The organism is Citrobacter sp. MGH105, assembly GCF_001037485.2.
Classification (GTDB): Bacteria; Pseudomonadota; Gammaproteobacteria; order Enterobacterales; family Enterobacteriaceae; genus Citrobacter; species Citrobacter portucalensis.
Map to the genome: position 1 here is coordinate 2,363,706 of NZ_CP073048.1, position 16,910 is coordinate 2,380,615.

17 protein-coding genes are annotated in these 16,910 nt (G+C 51.8%); 11 read left to right on the forward strand and 6 right to left on the reverse strand.

Annotated features, from left to right (window positions below):
* Positions 1-21 precede the first annotated feature (21 nt).
* From prfA to kdsA, 5 genes are read left to right on the forward strand one after another with little or no spacing between them, the layout of a single operon-like run.
* Positions 22-1,104 carry a peptide chain release factor 1 gene (prfA, locus tag SK35_RS11325; protein ID WP_003020786.1) on the forward strand — a complete coding sequence of 361 codons (1,083 nt, stop codon included), beginning with the start codon at positions 22-24 and terminating at the stop codon, positions 1,102-1,104.
* Positions 1,104-1,937, forward strand: a complete 834-nt coding sequence (gene prmC / locus SK35_RS11330) for a peptide chain release factor N(5)-glutamine methyltransferase (protein ID WP_048216241.1) — start codon at positions 1,104-1,106, stop codon at positions 1,935-1,937. Before prfA ends, prmC begins: the two co-directional genes overlap by 1 nt.
* A complete protein-coding gene (gene sirB2, locus SK35_RS11335) occupies positions 1,934-2,326 on the forward strand; it encodes an invasion regulator SirB2 (protein WP_048216242.1) in 393 nt (130 codons plus the stop codon). The genes prmC and sirB2 overlap by 4 nt, the downstream gene beginning before the upstream one ends.
* Before the next feature lie 2 nt (positions 2,327-2,328).
* Positions 2,329-3,138, forward strand: coding sequence for an invasion regulator SirB1 (sirB1, locus tag SK35_RS11340; protein ID WP_003020775.1), 810 nt, complete (start codon positions 2,329-2,331; stop codon positions 3,136-3,138).
* A 35-nt stretch (positions 3,139-3,173) separates the two neighbouring features.
* Positions 3,174-4,028, forward strand: coding sequence for a 3-deoxy-8-phosphooctulonate synthase (gene kdsA / locus SK35_RS11345; RefSeq protein ID WP_003020772.1), 855 nt, complete (start codon positions 3,174-3,176; stop codon positions 4,026-4,028).
* A 67-nt stretch (positions 4,029-4,095) separates the two neighbouring features.
* On the opposite strand, the gene bdcA is transcribed toward kdsA, so the two are convergent.
* The gene (bdcA, locus tag SK35_RS11350) at positions 4,096-4,809 is read right to left on the reverse strand and encodes an SDR family oxidoreductase (RefSeq protein ID WP_048216243.1); all 714 of its coding nucleotides are present in this window, start codon (positions 4,807-4,809) and stop codon (positions 4,096-4,098) included.
* A gap of 72 nt (positions 4,810-4,881) precedes the next feature.
* On the opposite strand from bdcA, the gene SK35_RS11355 reads away from it, so the two are divergent.
* Together SK35_RS11355 and SK35_RS11360 are read left to right on the forward strand one after the other, a co-directional pair.
* Entirely contained in the window at positions 4,882-5,472 is a 591-nt protein-coding gene (locus SK35_RS11355) for a TetR/AcrR family transcriptional regulator (protein ID WP_048216244.1), read from the forward strand.
* A gap of 28 nt (positions 5,473-5,500) precedes the next feature.
* Entirely contained in the window at positions 5,501-7,192 is a 1,692-nt protein-coding gene (locus SK35_RS11360; RefSeq protein WP_053069273.1) for an amidohydrolase, read from the forward strand.
* Positions 7,193-7,246: 54 nt separating this feature from the next.
* On the opposite strand, the gene chaA is transcribed toward SK35_RS11360, so the two are convergent.
* On the reverse strand, positions 7,247-8,347 hold the full coding sequence (gene chaA, locus SK35_RS11365; RefSeq protein WP_048216245.1) for a sodium-potassium/proton antiporter ChaA: 1,101 nt from the start codon (positions 8,345-8,347) through the stop codon (positions 7,247-7,249).
* 400 nt (positions 8,348-8,747) lie between these two features.
* On the opposite strand from chaA, the gene chaB reads away from it, so the two are divergent.
* Positions 8,748-8,978, forward strand: a complete 231-nt coding sequence (gene chaB / locus SK35_RS11370; RefSeq protein WP_008784971.1) for a putative cation transport regulator ChaB — start codon at positions 8,748-8,750, stop codon at positions 8,976-8,978.
* Positions 8,979-9,174: 196 nt separating this feature from the next.
* Positions 9,175-9,870, forward strand: coding sequence for a gamma-glutamylcyclotransferase (locus SK35_RS11375; protein ID WP_016156738.1), 696 nt, complete (start codon positions 9,175-9,177; stop codon positions 9,868-9,870).
* 54 nt (positions 9,871-9,924) lie between these two features.
* On the opposite strand, the gene SK35_RS11380 is transcribed toward SK35_RS11375, so the two are convergent.
* On the reverse strand, positions 9,925-10,170 hold the full coding sequence (locus SK35_RS11380) for a DUF1883 domain-containing protein (protein WP_038641131.1): 246 nt from the start codon (positions 10,168-10,170) through the stop codon (positions 9,925-9,927).
* A 261-nt stretch (positions 10,171-10,431) separates the two neighbouring features.
* Positions 10,432-10,785: a DsrE/DsrF/TusD sulfur relay family protein gene (locus SK35_RS11385; RefSeq protein ID WP_048216246.1), complete on the reverse strand. Its 354-nt coding sequence runs from the start codon at positions 10,783-10,785 to the stop codon at positions 10,432-10,434.
* Between the two features lie 218 nt (positions 10,786-11,003).
* Between SK35_RS11385 and SK35_RS11390 the strand changes: the two genes are divergently transcribed.
* Complete coding sequence (locus tag SK35_RS11390) at positions 11,004-12,389, forward strand: YchO/YchP family invasin (RefSeq protein WP_048216247.1); 1,386 nt, start codon at positions 11,004-11,006, stop codon at positions 12,387-12,389.
* 21 nt (positions 12,390-12,410) lie between these two features.
* Here the strand turns inward: SK35_RS11390 and narL are convergent, their stop codons facing one another.
* Both narL and narX read right to left on the reverse strand, forming a co-directional pair.
* Complete coding sequence (gene narL, locus SK35_RS11395; protein ID WP_003833392.1) at positions 12,411-13,061, reverse strand: two-component system response regulator NarL; 651 nt, start codon at positions 13,059-13,061, stop codon at positions 12,411-12,413.
* Complete coding sequence (gene narX, locus SK35_RS11400) at positions 13,054-14,850, reverse strand: nitrate/nitrite two-component system sensor histidine kinase NarX (RefSeq protein WP_003833391.1); 1,797 nt, start codon at positions 14,848-14,850, stop codon at positions 13,054-13,056. Before narX ends, narL begins: the two co-directional genes overlap by 8 nt.
* A gap of 340 nt (positions 14,851-15,190) precedes the next feature.
* Between narX and SK35_RS11405 the strand changes: the two genes are divergently transcribed.
* Complete coding sequence (locus SK35_RS11405; RefSeq protein WP_003833390.1) at positions 15,191-16,582, forward strand: NarK family nitrate/nitrite MFS transporter; 1,392 nt, start codon at positions 15,191-15,193, stop codon at positions 16,580-16,582.
* Positions 16,583-16,910: the final 328 nt, after the last annotated feature.

Below are 16,910 nucleotides of genomic sequence, written 5' to 3' on the forward strand. Positions count from 1 at the left end.
TTACAGGGTGCATTTACGCCTATGAAGCCTTCTATCGTTGCCAAACTGGAAGCCCTGCATGAACGCCATGAAGAAGTTCAGGCGCTGCTCGGTGATGCGGGTACTATCGCAGACCAGGATCGCTTTCGTGCGCTGTCGCGCGAATATGCGCAATTAAGCGATGTATCTCGCTGTTTTACGGACTGGCAACAGGTTCAGGAAGATATCGAGACGGCTCAGATGATGCTCGACGATCCTGAAATGCGTGAAATGGCGCAGGATGAACTGCGCGAAGCAAAAGAGAAATGTGAGCAGCTGGAACAGCATCTGCAGGTCCTGCTATTACCTAAAGATCCCGATGACGAACGTAACGCCTTCCTCGAAGTGCGCGCGGGAACCGGTGGTGATGAAGCGGCGCTGTTTGCCGGCGATCTGTTCCGCATGTACAGCCGTTACGCAGAATCGCGTCGCTGGCGGGTTGAGATCATGAGCGCCAGCGAAGGCGAGCATGGCGGGTTTAAAGAAGTCATTGCCAAGATTAGCGGCGAAGGCGTTTACGGGCGACTGAAGTTTGAGTCTGGCGGCCATCGCGTGCAGCGCGTACCTGCGACGGAATCGCAGGGGCGTATTCATACCTCTGCCTGTACGGTCGCGGTTATGCCGGAACTGCCGGATGCCGAACTGCCGGACATCAACCCGGCCGATCTGCGTATTGACACCTTCCGTTCATCAGGCGCGGGCGGTCAGCACGTTAACACCACCGACTCCGCAATCCGTATTACCCACTTACCGACCGGTATCGTAGTGGAATGCCAGGACGAACGTTCACAGCATAAAAACAAAGCCAAAGCGATGTCGGTGCTGGGGGCGCGAATTCGTGCGGCCGAAGTGGCAAGACGTCAACAGGCGGAAGCCTCTGAACGCCGCAACCTGTTGGGCAGTGGCGATCGCAGTGATCGTAACCGTACCTATAACTTCCCGCAGGGTCGTGTGACCGATCACCGCATTAACCTGACGCTCTACCGTCTGGATGAAGCGATGGAAGGCAAACTGGATATGCTCATTGAGCCGATTGTCCAGGAATACCAGGCCGATCAACTGGCGGCATTGTCCGAGCAGGATTAATGGATTATCAGCACTGGCTGCGTGAAGCGATAAGCCAATTACAGGCAAGCGAAAGCCCGCGCCGTGACGCCGAGATTTTACTCGAGTTCGTTACTGGCAAAGGGCGCACCTTTATTCTGGCTTTCGGCGAAACGGAGTTAACCGAGGCGCAGCGTCAACAGCTTGATACGCTACTGGAGCGGCGTCAGCGGGGAGAGCCGGTGGCGCACTTAACCGGCGTGCGTGAGTTCTGGTCGTTGCCGCTGTTTGTGTCTCCAGCCACGCTTATTCCGCGTCCGGATACCGAGTGTCTGGTGGAGCAGGCGCTGGCTCGCCTGCCGGCCTCAGCGTGTCGTATTCTCGATTTGGGAACCGGCACGGGTGCCATTGCGCTGGCGCTGGCAACCGAGCGTCCGGATTGTGCAGTGACAGCTGTAGACCGCATGCCTGATGCCGTGGCACTGGCCATTCGCAACAAGCAGCAACTGGGCATCGACAATGTTTGCGTGCTGCAAAGTAACTGGTTCAGCGCATTGCAGGGACAGCAGTTTGACATGATTGTCAGCAATCCGCCGTATATCGACGAACAGGATCCGCACCTGGCGCAAGGCGACGTTCGCTTTGAACCGCTGTCGGCGCTGGTGGCGGGCGATCAGGGGTTGGCGGATATCGTGCATATCATCGACCAGTCTCAGCGCATGTTAACCCCCGGAGGCTATCTGTTGCTGGAACATGGTTGGCAGCAGGGCGAGGCCGTCCGTGATGCCTTTACTCGTGCGGGTTACCTGGCGGTTGAAACCTGTCGTGACTATGGCGGCAACGAGCGAATTACGCTTGGACGCATCCCATCATGAGTACCTTCGGTGTGTTACTCAACGTCCATCTCATCAGCATTGCGCTTTCGGTTGGTTTGCTGATGCTGCGATTTTGGTGGCGTTACACCGACTCGTGCCTTGCCTGCGCGCGCTGGACGCGCATCGTGCCGCCGGTTGTCGATACCGTTTTATTACTCAGCGGCGTAGCGTTAATGGTTAAAGCGCACATCCTGCCATTCACTGAGCACGGGACATGGCTGACTGAAAAGCTGTTTGGGGTTATCATTTACATCGTTTTGGGTTTTATTGCGCTCGATTATCGTCGGGCGCGCAGTCAGCAGGCGCGATTAATCGCTTTTCCGCTGGCGCTGGTGGTGCTGTACATCATCATTAAACTCGCCACCACAAAAATACCGTTACTGGGGTAAGCATGAGGTCGTTAGCTGATTTCGAATTTAATAAAGCGCCATTGTGTGATGGGATGATCCTGGCGTCGGAGTCTATCCGTCTGGATTTTCCAACACAAACTGTCTATGACGAACTGGAACGTCTGGTCAGTCTGGCGCAAGAAGAAATTAGCCAGCTCCTGTCTCAGGATGAGCAACTGGAAAAACTGCTGGCACTTTTTTACGGCGAATGGGGTTTTACGGATACCCACGGCGTCTATCGTCTTTCTGATGCACTATGGCTTGATCAGGTACTGAAAAATCGTCAGGGCAGCGCCGTATCCCTGGGTGCGATCTTATTGTGGATTGCCAACCGACTGGAGCTGCCACTGGTGCCGGTGATTTTCCCGACACAACTCATCCTGCGTATTGAATCGCTCGATGGCGAAATGTGGCTAATCAATCCGTTCAATGGCGAAACGTTAAATGAGCACACGCTGGAAGTGTGGCTGAAGGGGAATATCAGCCCGGTCGCGGAGCTGTTTAACGAAGACCTGGATGAGGCGGATAATGCAGAAGTAATTCGTAAGCTGCTCGACACGCTGAAATCATCGCTGATGGAAGAGCGGCAAATGGAGCTGGCGCTGCGTGCCAGCGAAGCACTATTACAGTTTAATCCTGAAGATCCGTATGAAATACGCGATCGTGGATTAATTTACGCGCAGCTGGAGTGTGAACATGTTGCGCTGACCGATTTAAGTTATTTCGTTGAACAGTGTCCGGAAGACCCGATCAGCGAAATGATTCGTGCGCAGATTAATACTATTTCGCACAAGCAAATTGTATTGCATTGATTAATGACACTTTACCTACCGTTTAAGGCGATCCTATGAAACAAAAAGTGGTTAGCATTGGCGACATCAACGTGGCAAATGACCTGCCGTTCGTGCTGTTTGGCGGAATGAACGTGCTGGAATCCCGCGATCTGGCGATGCGCATTTGTGAGCACTACGTAACCGTTACTCAAAAGCTGGGTATCCCTTACGTGTTCAAAGCCTCCTTTGATAAAGCCAACCGTTCTTCCATCCACTCTTACCGTGGGCCGGGCCTTGAAGAAGGGATGAAAATCTTCCAGGAACTGAAGCAGACTTTTGGCGTAAAAGTGATCACCGACGTTCACGAAGCCAGCCAGGCTCAGCCTGTTGCTGACGTGGTGGATGTGATTCAGCTGCCGGCCTTCCTCGCTCGTCAGACCGATCTGGTGGAAGCGATGGCGAAAACCGGTGCCGTTATCAACGTGAAAAAACCGCAGTTCGTAAGCCCGGGCCAGATGGGCAATATCGTGGATAAATTCCATGAAGGCGGCAACGACAAAGTAATTCTGTGCGACCGTGGCGCGAACTTTGGTTATGACAACCTGGTTGTGGATATGCTGGGCTTCAGCGTGATGAAGAAAGTTTCTGGCAACTCGCCGGTGATTTTTGACGTTACCCATGCGCTGCAATGCCGTGACCCGTTTGGCGCAGCAAGCGGCGGTCGTCGTGCGCAGGTTACTGAACTGGCGCGCGCAGGTATGGCGGTAGGTCTAGCCGGTCTGTTTATTGAAGCGCATCCTGATCCAGCCAATGCGAAATGCGACGGTCCATCCGCGCTGCCGCTGGCGAAACTGGAACAGTTCCTGACTCAGATTAAAGCGATTGATGACCTGGTTAAAAGCTTCGACGAGCTGGATACTGAGAACTAAGAAAGTGTTGCAGTCCGGAGAGATATCTCTTCGGACTGCTGTTTGAGAAAAGTGTTAAGGGTGGGCGTCAGGCGCCAAACGCACCATCAATTGTATGCATTGCCCCCGTCACAAATCCAGCCTCAGGGCCTGCAAGCCAGGCAACCATTCCCGCAACTTCCTCTGGACGGCCATGTCGTTTTAGCGCCATAAAACTGTGCATCACCTCTTTCAGCGGGCCATCTTCCGGGTTGGCATCGGTATCAATAGGGCCTGGTTGAACCACGTTTACCGTAATGCCCCGCGGTCCAAAATCACGTGCCAGCCCCCGGGCCAGCCCTTGCAGCGCTGATTTGCTCACCGCATAAGAGGCCAGGCCAGCAAGAGGCATACGGTCGCCATTCACAGAACCAATAATGATAATGCGTCCGCCGTCAGGCATCTGTCGTGCCGCTTCCACCGCCGCATAGTATGGGGAGTGAATGTTAATCCGGAACAGGCGCTCCACGTCATCCGGATCCTGCTCCAGCGCATCACCAAACAGAATAATGCCTGCATTAACTACCAGCACGTCCAGCGGGCCGCTTTCGCGTACCCGGTTGATGACGGCGTTACGATCGGCGCTATCGGTTTGCGCTGTCTGGGTACCCGTCTCATCAGCAAGCGCTTTGGCAGCGTCAGGGGAGCCTGAATAGGTAAAGGTAACCGATGCGCCATCCGCGGCAAAACGGCGCACGATAGCCGCGCCAATCCCACGACTGCCGCCAAGAACCAGAACTGACTTGCCATTAAAAGAAGACATGAGGTACTCCTTGAACAATTATGTAGTGATCGATATATAATAGGTGCACAGTTTTCTGTCAATGGATTTGTAATGAACACTACAAAATGCACTCGAGCACCTGGACGCCCACGTAATTTTGATCCAGAAATGGCCGTTGCCAAAGTACAACCCTTGTTTCACGCACATGGCTATGACGCCGTTAGCGTGGCGGATGTCACCGCAGCGTTGTCGATCAAGCCCCCCAGTTTCTATGCTGCTTTTGGGAACAAAATCGGTCTTTATGAACGCGTGCTTGGTCGCTATGTACAAACCGATGCGATTCCGTTTGATGATATTTTGCGCCCCGACAAACCCGTTTCTGCATGTCTTACCGATCTGCTTGAAGAGGCGGCGCGACGTTATGCCGCAGATCCGCATACGCCGGGATGTTTGGTCCTGGAGGGCACGCACAGTAACGATCCGCAGGCGCGGAAGGTCGCGCGGAATTTCTACTCGGCTGCCGAACATAAAATTCACGACTTTATCGCACAGCGGCATCCTAAAGAGGCTGACAGCCTGACTGATTACGTCAGTACCACAATGCTTGGCCTGTCGGGAAAAGCGCGTTGCGGGCATTCCTTCGAACGTCTGCTAGCCAGCGCGCGAATCGCCAGCGTAGCGGTGCGGCATCAGCTTTCCTGATTTTCATCACGTGAAAAGGTAGATAAATATGATGGGTAAACTGGGACTTCGCTTTAATACTCCCCCTCCGGCTATTCGCAAAGCAACGTTGGCCGCAATTCTGATCGGAACTTCATTTCTGGCGCATTCTCAGGACAAGGCCGATGTTATTTTGTATAACGGCAAGCTGATTACCATGGATGAACAACAACCCAACGCGCAGGCGCTGGCGGTAAAAGGGCGGCATATTATTGCGGTGGGTAATAATGAAACGGTGAAAAAATGGTCCGGACCGAACACGAAGGAAATCAATCTTACGGGGCAAACCGTTATTCCGGGATTAATTGATGCGCATCTGCATGGCATTCGGGGTGGGAGGACGTTTTTATTTGAAACCTACTGGTTTGATACTAAAAATTTACCCGATGCGTTAAATAAATTGTCGCAATCTGCGGCACAGAAAAATACTGCGCAATGGGTGGCGGTGGCTGGCTCATGGATACCTGAACAATTTGCTGAAAAACGGGATCCGACGGTTCAGGAACTGAATCAGGCGGTGCCTCAGCATCCTGCGTATATACAAAGCCTTTATGACTATGCCCTGTTAAATCAAAAGGCTATCGAGACCCTAAAACTTAATAGTCCACAGCCGGATGTTCCGGCAGGGATCGTGATAGAACGCGATGACAAAGGGCTGGCAACGGGGAAATTGCGCGGGACCATTGGCAGTTTTAACCAGCTTTTCGCCCAGATTAGCCAGACTTCCGATGTTGAAAAGAACCTTAACGCCTTTGTTCGTTATTTAAATAAACGCGGCGTGGTCGGGTTTATCGATCCTTCTGCCGGGCATGAGCAAGCTTATCGTGATTTCTTTAAACTTCAGCAGCAGCAACCTCTCAGGATACGTGTTGGATATCGTTTATCCGCACCGCCTGGTAATGAAACGGAATGGTTTAAACAACGTCTGGCATTTCGCCCGGCAATACACGATGACGGCAGAATAGCCTTTCTGGGCTTCGGTGAAAGCCTGGTGATGGCAATGAATGACGGCGTACGGATGTCATCTGGATTTAAGTCTTCTGCACAATCCCAACAAGAACAATTTAAGGTGCTCCAGCTTGCCGCCCAGGAAGGGGTCGCCGTAGAAATACATGCCTATACCGATGACAGTGCGGATGCGATTTTAGATCTCATTAGCGAGGTGGCTAAATCGTATGACATTGCTCCGTTACGCTGGTCTATTGCGCATCTCAATACCGGTACGCCAGAAACAATTACCCGCATGAAGAAACTCGGCTTGGCCTATTCTGTCCAGATGGGGCCATATTTTGAATCTCCCGCCATTGGACGCGCAAATGGTAAAACGGTGGCGGCACTCTCATCACCAGTTCAACCCGCGTTAGAGCAGGGGGTAATCGTTGCCGGCGGTACAGATGCGACGCGGATTGGCGTTGCGGGAGTGTGGCATGCCATTGAGTATCATGTCACAGGTAAAGCACTCGACGGCTCAGTACGCCATGACACCCGCCAATTAAGTCGGGAAGATGCGTTAAAAATGTATACCCGAAATGCCGCCTGGCTGGCTTTTGCAGAACAGCAGAGGGGTAGTTTGCGGGAAGGTAAGTTCGCCGATTTTGCGGTACTTAATCAGGATATTATGGCTATTCCGGCAGACAAATTGCACCAAACGGAGTCGTTATTAACGTTTGTCGATGGTCAACAGGTTTATCCGGAGCTGTGAGCGGTAAAAGAAAACGGCCCTGAGAAGGGCCGTGGGTTCTATCAGAAAGACTAATCAGGCAAATATCGTCATCAGATAGGCGATAAACAGCGCCAGATGCGCCGCACCGTTAAGCACGTTGGTGCGTCCGGTGGAGAAAGAGATGTGGCACAGTACCAGTGATGAAACCATCACAATCATCTCTGGCGCGCCCAGCGCAAAGACCAAATCATTCCCGGTTGCCCATGCGATCAGAGTCACTACCGGAACGGTCAGTGAAATGGTGGCTAATACTGAACCGAAAAACAAATTCATCGCCCGTTGTACCTGGTTGCTCAGAACCGCTTTCAGCGCACCCAGCCCTTCAGGAGAGAGGATCAGTAACGCTACCAGGAAACCGGTAAAGGCGACCGGCGCATTCAGTTCAGTCAGCAATGTCTCCAGCGGGCTGGCGTTCATCTTGGTCACAGCAATAACGGCGATCAGATGAATGATAAGCCAGGCAGCGTGCCATAAATTGCTATGTGCTGACGGTTTACCGTGATGCGGGTCGTCGTCGTCACCCTCGTCTTCATGCTCGTAAATGAACAGACTCTGGTGCGTTTTAGTTTGTATCAGCAAAAATACGCCGTACATCGCCGCAGAAATTAATGCCACTAATAGCGCCTGCGCGGTAGTGAAATTTGCACCCGGTAAAGCCATCGGGAACACCAGTACAATAATGGCCAGCGGAAACAGGGCGATTAAATACTGCTTAATACCAAACAGATTCATATACTGAGTGGCAAATTTACGGCCACCTAACAGTAATGAAAAACCGACCAGGCCGCCGGTTACGATCATAATGATTGAATATAGCGTATCGCGCATGAGCGTAGGCGCTGCATCGCCGGTCGCCATTAATGCGGAGATTAAGCTGACTTCAAGAATAACAACGGACAGGCTGAGGATCAGCGACCCGTAGGGTTCGCCAAGTCGATGTGCTAATACATCCGCATGACGGACAACACTGAATGCACTGCTTAATATACCAATAAGGGCCAGCGCATTAATGCCGATGACCACTGGTAGTGACTGACTGCTCCCCCATAAGAACAGTACTACCAGTGCCAAAATCGGGAAGACGAGAGAGGTCTCCTTGTGGCGGGTTTTTACCGCCTCATGTACGTGTGTCATTGAATTAATTCTCCGTCTCTGCAGGTATTTATACCCGTCATACTTCAAGTTGCTTATGCGTTGGCTACGCTCGCTCACCCCCGTCACATAGTTATCTATGCTCCTGGGGATTCACTCCCTTGCCACCTTTAAGCAACTCGAATTATTTAGGGTATATAATTATAAAAAGTATTAAAGAATGTAAAAAATAACAGAAAACCTGGTTTTGTAGGTGACATTTTACGAAATTTTACTACATCGCTTATTTTTCCTCTCAAAGCGGTCAAAAACAAAGTTCTAGTTTATAGACTGTTTAATTAACAGAAGGTTAGATGAAGAAATTTTCTATAAATGCCCATTATTGGCGCATCACCGCATTGTTAACCACACTTAAGGTTTAGCCTAAAAAGAGGAGTTCACAATGCCATATAAATCCAAAAGCGATCTGCCTGAAAGCGTGCAGCATGTTCTGCCAGCCCATGCTCAGGACATCTACAAAGAAGCTTTCAACAGCGCCTGGGAACAATATAAAGATAAATCTGACCGTCGTGATGATGCTACCCGAGAAGAGACAGCACACAAGGTGGCGTGGGCCGCGGTCAAAAATGATTATCAAAAAGGTGATGATGATAAATGGCATAAAAAGGCGTAACAGTATCAATTATAATGCCTTTATGAACTAGCTTGCATCAGGCGTTAGCGAATCGTGCTACGCCGCGCCGTTGCTGGCTTGCAAGCGAGCGGTGAATTGCCTATTGTCCAGCTATTGGTTTCAAAATGAGCAGTTAAAAAGCCCGGAAGGCGTCAAAAAAGTTGTCGCAGGGAAGCAGCAGTGGCGGAGGTGTAAGGTGTTAACGCGTGATTTTTTATTGAATGCCGACTGCAAGACGGCATTTGGTGCTATTGAAGAATCACTACTCTGGTCAGCGGAACAACGTGCAGCCTCACTGGCCGCCACGCTTGCATGCCGACCAGATGATGGACCGGTGTGGATCTTCGGTTATGGATCATTGATGTGGAACCCGGCCTTAGAATTTGAAGAGTCCTGTACCGGGACGTTAGTCGGCTGGCACCGTGCCTTTTGCCTGCGTCTGACGGCGGGGCGAGGAACGGCGTGTCAGCCAGGACGTATGCTGGCCCTGAAAGAGGGCGGACGCACCACCGGTGTGGCCTACCGTTTGCCGGACGCGTCCCTGGAACAAGAGCTTTCACTGCTGTGGAAGCGAGAAATGATCACCGGCTGTTATCTGCCGACCTGGTGTCAGTTGGCGCTTGATGACGGCAGGACGGTGAACGCACTGGTCTTTATTATGGATCCGCGTCATCCGCTGTTTGAGTCAGACACGCGCGCGCAGGTTATTGCGCCGCTTATCGCCGCGGCGAGCGGACCTTTAGGCACCAACGCCCAGTATCTGTTCTCACTGGAACAGGAGCTGGTCAAGTTGGGGATGCAGGATGATTGTCTTAACGATCTGGTGATCACGGTCAAACGATTGTTGGGAGAGAATCTGCCGGAAGGTGTTATGCGTCCAGGATTTGCCTAATATCGCCCGATGTTGTATGCCCGATAAGCCAGGTGCTTATCGGGCGTTTAACGCTTAGGCTGCAATAAAACTTATCGAATGCTCAAGCGACTGGCTATGGCTGTCGATCAGCACATTCCAGACGCCGGTATACGGTACGGTTAACCATGCGTTATCACGATCCTGCACGCTTAAGATGTCGGACTGCGTGTCTTTGACGTGATTTTTCTCGCTCATCAGGTGGATGTGGCAACGCTCAGAACAGCGCACGACTACCGTATCACCACCAAATAACTTTAAACTCGCCTTCACTAATGCCATTTTTCACCCCGTTCTTGAAAACAACGTACTTTCTGTCGAAAGTGCTGCGTGATGTTGTTCACATTTCACTCATTGCATAACACCAAAGGGGGGGCAACAGGATGCTGATTTTGATCAAAAAATGGCATAACGATTAAACAAAAGTGACAAAATCCCTCAAAAGGGTTGAAAAGGCGTGCTAACGTTCAACGAAACCGCGCCCATCTACGATTAAATCCGGAAATTATCGACACTTTCAGTGAGCTTGCCTGAAGCGGTGTATCAGAAGGTTAATACTTTATCTGCAGCCAACGTCCATTGAGCCAGTTCAACCAGCGTGCCGACGGCTACTCCGTCAATTAACGGTAGCGTCGTGATCCCACGGCCATCGGTACAGGTTTTACACAGTTTGACCGGCACATTTTGCGCTGTCAGGATCTCCAGCATTTGCTGAATATTATATCCTTCCGCAGGTTTTTGACCGCTAAGCCCCGCCGTTACCGCGTCCGACATTAAAAACAGACGCAGGTCGAGATCCGCTTCCTGTTCGCGCAGGGCGATGGCCAGACGCAGGCTATTAAATAACGATTCGCTTCCATAGGCCGCACCGTTCGCGACGATCACTATCTTTTGCATTATTACTCCTGTTGTCAGATGGAAGGGATAATTCCTGGCGTGTATGTTACTCCCTGTTCCTGATGTGGGAAAGAAAGCATGGTTGCAGGAGTGGGTACCTCTAATTATCCATGTCAGAAAATCCCGAAAACGGGGATAAAGGCTGCAATTAACAGCCGAAGACGTTATGGTTTAGGTTAAGTGTGTCTAATTAATTGATATAAGAGACAACTGACGATTTGAGCCGTAATATTTATTTTTCTCTCGCTGTATTCTCACTCTTGCCATTGGCAGGCGGTATTGCCAACGCACGGACATCTTTTATTCACCAGGCTGAAAACCCTTTCGATAACAATAGTGATGGCTTACCCGATCTCGGTATGGCGCCGGAGTCGCGGGCAGGCGAAAAGCACTTTGCTGAAATGGTCAAAGCGTTTGGTGAAGCCAGCATGACCGATAACGGGCTTGATACGGGTGAACAGGCGAAGCAGTTCGCGTTTGGTCAGGTGCGTGACACGGTCAGTGAACAGGTTAATCAGCAACTGGAATCCTGGCTCTCTCCCTGGGGAAACGCCAGCGTTGGATTGCAGATGGATAACGAAGGCAGCTTTACCGGAAGTCGGGGAAGCTGGTTTATCCCATGGCAGGACAATCAACGATATTTAACCTGGAGCCAGTTGGGGCTGACGCAACAGGACGAAGGTTTAGTCAGCAATGCGGGGATTGGGCAGCGCTGGGTACGCGACGGCTGGTTTCTGGGTTACAACACCTTTTATGACAACCTGTTGGATGAAAATCTGCCCCGGGGAGGACTTGGCGCCGAGGCGTGGGGTGAATTCTTGCGCTTATCCGCTAACTATTACCAACCGCTGTCCTCCTGGCAGGAGCGTTCCGCAACCCAGGAACAACGGATGGCCCGCGGCTACGACCTGACTGCGCAAATGCGCATGCCGTTCTATCAACACCTCAATACCAGCGTCAGCGTGGAACAGTATTTTGGCGACCGGGTGGATCTGTTTCATTCCGGAACCGGGTACCACAATCCTGTGGCGGTGAATCTGGGATTGAGCTATACCCCGGTGCCGTTGATTACCGTGACGGCACAACATAAGCAGGGCGAAAGCGGAGTCAGCCAGAATAACCTCGGCTTAACACTGAATTACCGCTTTGGCGTGCCGCTAAAAAAACAGCTGATGGTCAGCGAGGTGGCAAACAGCCGATCGCTGCGCGGCAGTCGTTATGACGATCCGCAGCGTAACAATCTGCCGACGCTGGAATATCGCCAGCGTAAAACATTGTCGGTATTTTTGGCCACGCCGCCCTGGGATCTCAAGTCTGGTGAGACGGTGGCGCTGAAGCTGCAGGTGCGTAGTTTGCATGGGATCCGCCATTTGACCTGGCAGGGTGATACTCAGGCGTTGAGTTTAACGGCGGGTAGCGATAACCGAAGCACGCAAGGTTGGACGATTATTATGCCGAAGTGGGACAGCAGCGAAGGCGCGACAAACCGCTGGCGGTTGTCTGTGGTGGTAGAAGATGAGCAGGGTCAGCGTGTCTCTTCCAATGAGATCACGCTATCACTGACCGAACCGTTTATTACCGTTTCGGAAAATGATCCTCGTTAGCAATGAAGCATCAACGCGTTATCAGAAAATGCGTTCCTGATGTACCCATACCGCGGCTTCGACGCGTGATTTGAGCTTCATTTTCTTCAACATATGCTTCACATGGACTTTTACCGTACTTTCAGTGATGTCCAGACGGCGGGCGATCATCTTGTTCGGCAGCCCCTGGGCAATGAGCTTGAGAATGTCGCGCTCACGCGGTGTCAGTTGGGTGACATCACGGTCCGACGTTGCACGATTAGCACGCAGGCTGGCGGCCAGAACCGGCGTTAAGGCCTCACTCAGCACCATTTCACCGGCCGCTGACTGCTGTAAGGCTTTGAGTAAATCTTCAGGCTCCATATCTTTCAGCAGATAACCGTCAGCGCCGCGTTTCAGTGCGGTAACTACGTCTTCTTCATGATTGGATACGCTAAACACAACGATACGGCCCGACAGTGACTTTTCACGCAGCTTATCGAGAGTTTCCAGGCCGTTCATGCCGGGCATGTTGAGATCAAGCAGGATCAGATCGGGATCAAGGGATTCAGCCAGCTCGATACCCTGCTCACCATTGCTGGCTTCGCCGACAACGGTAATATCGGGCGCCATGCTGACAAGCTGTTTTACACCGGTTCGCAGCATCGGATGATCGTCGATCAACAGGATGGTTGCCGGTTCCAGATTACTCATGGGTATCTCCTTGGACTTCTGTGAAGTTTGTTTCGGGAATAAAAGTGACAGCAACTTCAGTACCGCCCGTCTCGCGACGGCGTACGCGGCAATCGCCGCGCAAGCTCTGCGCACGGTCGCGCATTATAATCATGCCGTAGTGGTTACTGCGTTCGGCGTTTTCCGGTACGCCGCAGCCGTTATCTTGCACTGTTAGTTTGACCTGCTTGCCATTTTGCACCACCGTCACGACCACTTCATTGGCCTGAGAGTGTTTAAGTGCATTACTCAGGGCTTCGCGCGCAATTTGTAGCAGGTGAATCGCCTGATGCGAAGGGACCAGGCGTGGCGGTAGCTGATAATCCAGCTTAACCGTAAATCCAAAACGGGCGCTGTACTCCTGACAGCTGGCTTCCAGCGCCGGTCGTAATCCAGGTTCCGTGAGCTGTAAACGGAAGGTGGTTAACAGCTCACGCAGTTGTGCCCATGAAGCATTCAGCTCGTTACGTATCTGGCTGAGCAACTCGCGACAGTTATCTGAAAGCGCATCGCCCTGCATCTGCAAACAGCTAACCTGCATCTTCATACAAGAGAGCGATTGTGCAATAGAATCATGAAGTTCGCGTGCAATGGTGGCACGCTCTTCCATCACGATCAACTGCTGTTGACGCTCCTGATGTCTGTCGAGCGCGAGCGTTGCGGTCAGTTGCTCAACCAGGGTATCAACCAGCTGTTGCTGATCGTGGCTGAGATGGCGTCCGTTCGGCAAGGTGGCGAGCAGAATACCATATTGGGTATGCGCATCGGTCAGCCGCCATTTCAATGTGATCCCGCCGTCAATCGCGGGCAGCGTGCCGCGAGGACACAGATGGCAACCTTTTTCATCACAGCTGGCATTGGACTGACAGGTAAATTCCTGATGATTGTCTTCATCTTCCAGGTCGTAAACCCGGAGTTCAATATCATGTAGCAAGGTCAAATTTTGCAGACCGTTCAGCACCGGAGAGAGGCGTTCGCACAACGGCACCTGAGAGTGCAGGCGGCGGTTGGCTTGCCACAGAAAAGAAAGGATCTGATTTTTGTGCTCCAGACCCGCCGTTTTCTCCTGTACCCGCTGTTCCAGCACGGCGTAACTTTCGGCCAGTTCTTCCGACATATTATTCAGTGCCGAACCCAGAGCGGCCATCTCATTACGCCCGCTGATACGCGCGCGTTGGGTAAAATCACGTTGGCTGACGGCTCGCGCCATCGCCAGCAGCTGTTTCCACGGCTCTAACAGGCGCACGCGCAGCCAGATAATGGTGAAAACCAGCAGCAATGCCATAAATATGGCCATCAAGCGATGCAGCAGGACGACGCGTTCAATGCGTAATTCGGTGGTATGGTCAAAGGCGGTAACCAGCTTATCCAGACCGCCTACAAAGCGCGTCACATCTTGCGCTACCGCATCAGGCGTTTGCGCATGCGCAAGCCCCGGCGCCAGTTCAGTGTGCCAGTAATCCTGTAGTGCTTTTAACTGCGCCTGTTGTCCGTCTCGCTTTGCGGCACGCGTCAACTCCGGGCTAAACGCCGTTTTCTCCATTTCATCCAGAAGCGGTTGATCGCTAGCGTCCAGCGGTACGGCTGCCAGCAGGCGATAACTCTGCATGCGCAGCGATCCCGCTTTGTTGATTGCATGGGCGCTACCCTGAACGCCCTGAACCAGCCAGCCGGAGACAGCCATACCCGCCACGCCGATGGCTGTGGACAATAAAACAATCAGCGCCACCTGGTTGACCAGCGTAAGCGGGGAGAGACAACGTTTAAACATGGTGACTTGTTCCTTCGGGTTTTCGTCGAACAGAAAACCTTATTGAATGACGATTCTGCTGCAGGCAGTGGCGTTATTCTCGGCGATACACTGGAGTATACCCATACCTCAAACGGGCTACCTCTTAATTGCCAGCGGAGGGAGAGATCCTGGGCGAGGGGGAGTAGGGGGCGACAGAAGCGTGAAAAACCACATCTTTTTTACCGAAGTTATGTACTCATTTAGGGTAATGATAAATTTTAGGCATGAATAATGACACCTTTTCCTTTGATTTATATCAACTTACCTCCAGCTGTAAACCCTAATGTTGCAGGCATCGAAACAAGTATCAGAGGTGTCTATGAGTCACTCATCTGCCCCGGAAAGGGCATCTGGAGCTGTAATTACCGAATGGCGGCCGGAAGATCCCGCCTTCTGGCAGCAGCGTGGTCAACGAATCGCCAGCCGTAACCTGTGGATTTCAGTCCCTTGCTTGCTGCTGGCGTTTTGCGTGTGGATGTTATTTAGCGCCGTGGCGGTGAACTTACCGAAAGTCGGTTTTGATTTCACCACTGAACAGCTGTTCATGCTGACGGCATTACCTTCGGTGTCAGGCGCGCTGCTGCGTGTTCCGTACTCCTTTATGGTTCCCCTGTTTGGTGGACGTCGCTGGACAGCGTTTAGCACCGGTATCCTGATCATTCCTTGCGTATGGTTAGGTTTTGCGGTGCAGGATACCTCCACGCCGTTTAGTACTTTTATTATTATCTCTCTGTTGTGCGGTTTCGCCGGTGCGAACTTTGCGTCCAGCATGGCAAACATCAGTTTCTTCTTTCCAAAACAGAAACAGGGTGGTGCGCTGGGTCTGAACGGTGGCCTGGGCAACATGGGCGTCAGCGTGATGCAGTTGGTTGCGCCGCTGGTGGTTTCACTGTCAATCTTTGCCGCATTTGGTAGCCACGGGGTTGAACAACCGGATGGTACGCAGCTGTATCTGGCAAACGCCGCATGGATTTGGGTACCGTTCCTTGCGGTGTTAACGCTGGCTGCATGGTTTGGTATGAATGAACTGGCAACCTCAAAAGCGTCGCTGAAAGAGCAATTGCCGGTGCTGAAACGTGGGCATCTGTGGATTATGAGCCTGCTGTATCTGGCAACCTTCGGTTCATTCATCGGTTTCTCTGCCGGTTTTGCCATGTTGTCAAAAACGCAGTTTCCTGAGGTACAGATCCTGCATTACGCCTTCTTTGGACCGTTGATTGGCGCGCTGGCTCGTTCAGCGGGTGGCGCAATCTCTGACCGTCTGGGCGGAACCCGTGTAACGCTGGTGAACTTTGTGCTGATGGCTATTTTCAGTGCCTTACTGTTCCTGACGCTGCCATCAAACGGCGTTGGCGGCAACTTTATCGCCTTCTTCGCGGTGTTCCTGGCATTGTTCCTGACGGCTGGTCTGGGGAGTGGTTCAACCTTCCAGATGATCTCCGTTATCTTCCGCAAGCTGACGATGGACAGAGTGAAAGCTGAAGGCGGTTCAGAAGAGAAAGCAATGCGCGAAGCAGCAACCGACACCGCGGCAGCGTTGGGCTTTATCTCAGCCATTGGTGCGATTGGCGGCTTCTTTATCCCGAAAGCATTTGGTACGTCTCTGGCGTTAACTGGTTCGCCGGTCGATGCGATGAAAGTCTTTCTGATCTTCTATGTCGCTTGTGTGGTCATCACCTGGGCGGTATACGGACGTCATTCTAAAAAGTAAAAAAGTAGTAGCAGTTGATTATCCATTGCGCGGCGTTAGACCGCGCTTTTTTTTGCTTTAAATTAGTTACAACATACTTATATGTGAGCTCATGACGAAAGTCTGCGAAAACGGTGCTGGTAATATGCCTGGCAGGGGGGATACCCCTTAATACCCACTTATAAAGAATTTAACATTTGTATGATAAGTGATTTTAATAAAATCATTTAAATTCAATATGTTGACTGTTTTATTAATATCCTACTAAGGGGGTATGTGAAAATCGACCCTCTGTTTTCATCCCTGCATGCCTTGATCGTTATCAATTCTCACGCCCTTTCAGAGCGTT

What these genes read in the sequence shown, in the direction of transcription:
- narX (WP_003833391.1), bottom strand. Translation starts at nt 14,850, where the DNA reads ATGTTTAAACGTTGTCTCTCCCCGCTTACGCTGGTCAACCAGGTGGCG.
- kdsA (WP_003020772.1), top strand. Translation starts at nt 3,174, where the DNA reads ATGAAACAAAAAGTGGTTAGCATTGGCGACATCAACGTGGCAAATGAC.
- prmC (WP_048216241.1), top strand. Translation starts at nt 1,104, where the DNA reads ATGGATTATCAGCACTGGCTGCGTGAAGCGATAAGCCAATTACAGGCA.
- sirB2 (WP_048216242.1), top strand. Translation starts at nt 1,934, where the DNA reads ATGAGTACCTTCGGTGTGTTACTCAACGTCCATCTCATCAGCATTGCG.
- narL (WP_003833392.1), bottom strand. Translation starts at nt 13,061, where the DNA reads ATGAGTAATCTGGAACCGGCAACCATCCTGTTGATCGACGATCATCCG.
- prfA (WP_003020786.1), top strand. Translation starts at nt 22, where the DNA reads ATGAAGCCTTCTATCGTTGCCAAACTGGAAGCCCTGCATGAACGCCAT.
- SK35_RS11355 (WP_048216244.1), top strand. Translation starts at nt 4,882, where the DNA reads ATGAACACTACAAAATGCACTCGAGCACCTGGACGCCCACGTAATTTT.
- sirB1 (WP_003020775.1), top strand. Translation starts at nt 2,329, where the DNA reads ATGAGGTCGTTAGCTGATTTCGAATTTAATAAAGCGCCATTGTGTGAT.
- chaA (WP_048216245.1), bottom strand. Translation starts at nt 8,347, where the DNA reads ATGACACACGTACATGAGGCGGTAAAAACCCGCCACAAGGAGACCTCT.
- SK35_RS11385 (WP_048216246.1), bottom strand. Translation starts at nt 10,785, where the DNA reads ATGCAAAAGATAGTGATCGTCGCGAACGGTGCGGCCTATGGAAGCGAA.
- SK35_RS11380 (WP_038641131.1), bottom strand. Translation starts at nt 10,170, where the DNA reads ATGGCATTAGTGAAGGCGAGTTTAAAGTTATTTGGTGGTGATACGGTA.
- bdcA (WP_048216243.1), bottom strand. Translation starts at nt 4,809, where the DNA reads ATGTCTTCTTTTAATGGCAAGTCAGTTCTGGTTCTTGGCGGCAGTCGT.
- SK35_RS11405 (WP_003833390.1), top strand. Translation starts at nt 15,191, where the DNA reads ATGAGTCACTCATCTGCCCCGGAAAGGGCATCTGGAGCTGTAATTACC.
- SK35_RS11360 (WP_053069273.1), top strand. Translation starts at nt 5,501, where the DNA reads ATGATGGGTAAACTGGGACTTCGCTTTAATACTCCCCCTCCGGCTATT.
- chaB (WP_008784971.1), top strand. Translation starts at nt 8,748, where the DNA reads ATGCCATATAAATCCAAAAGCGATCTGCCTGAAAGCGTGCAGCATGTT.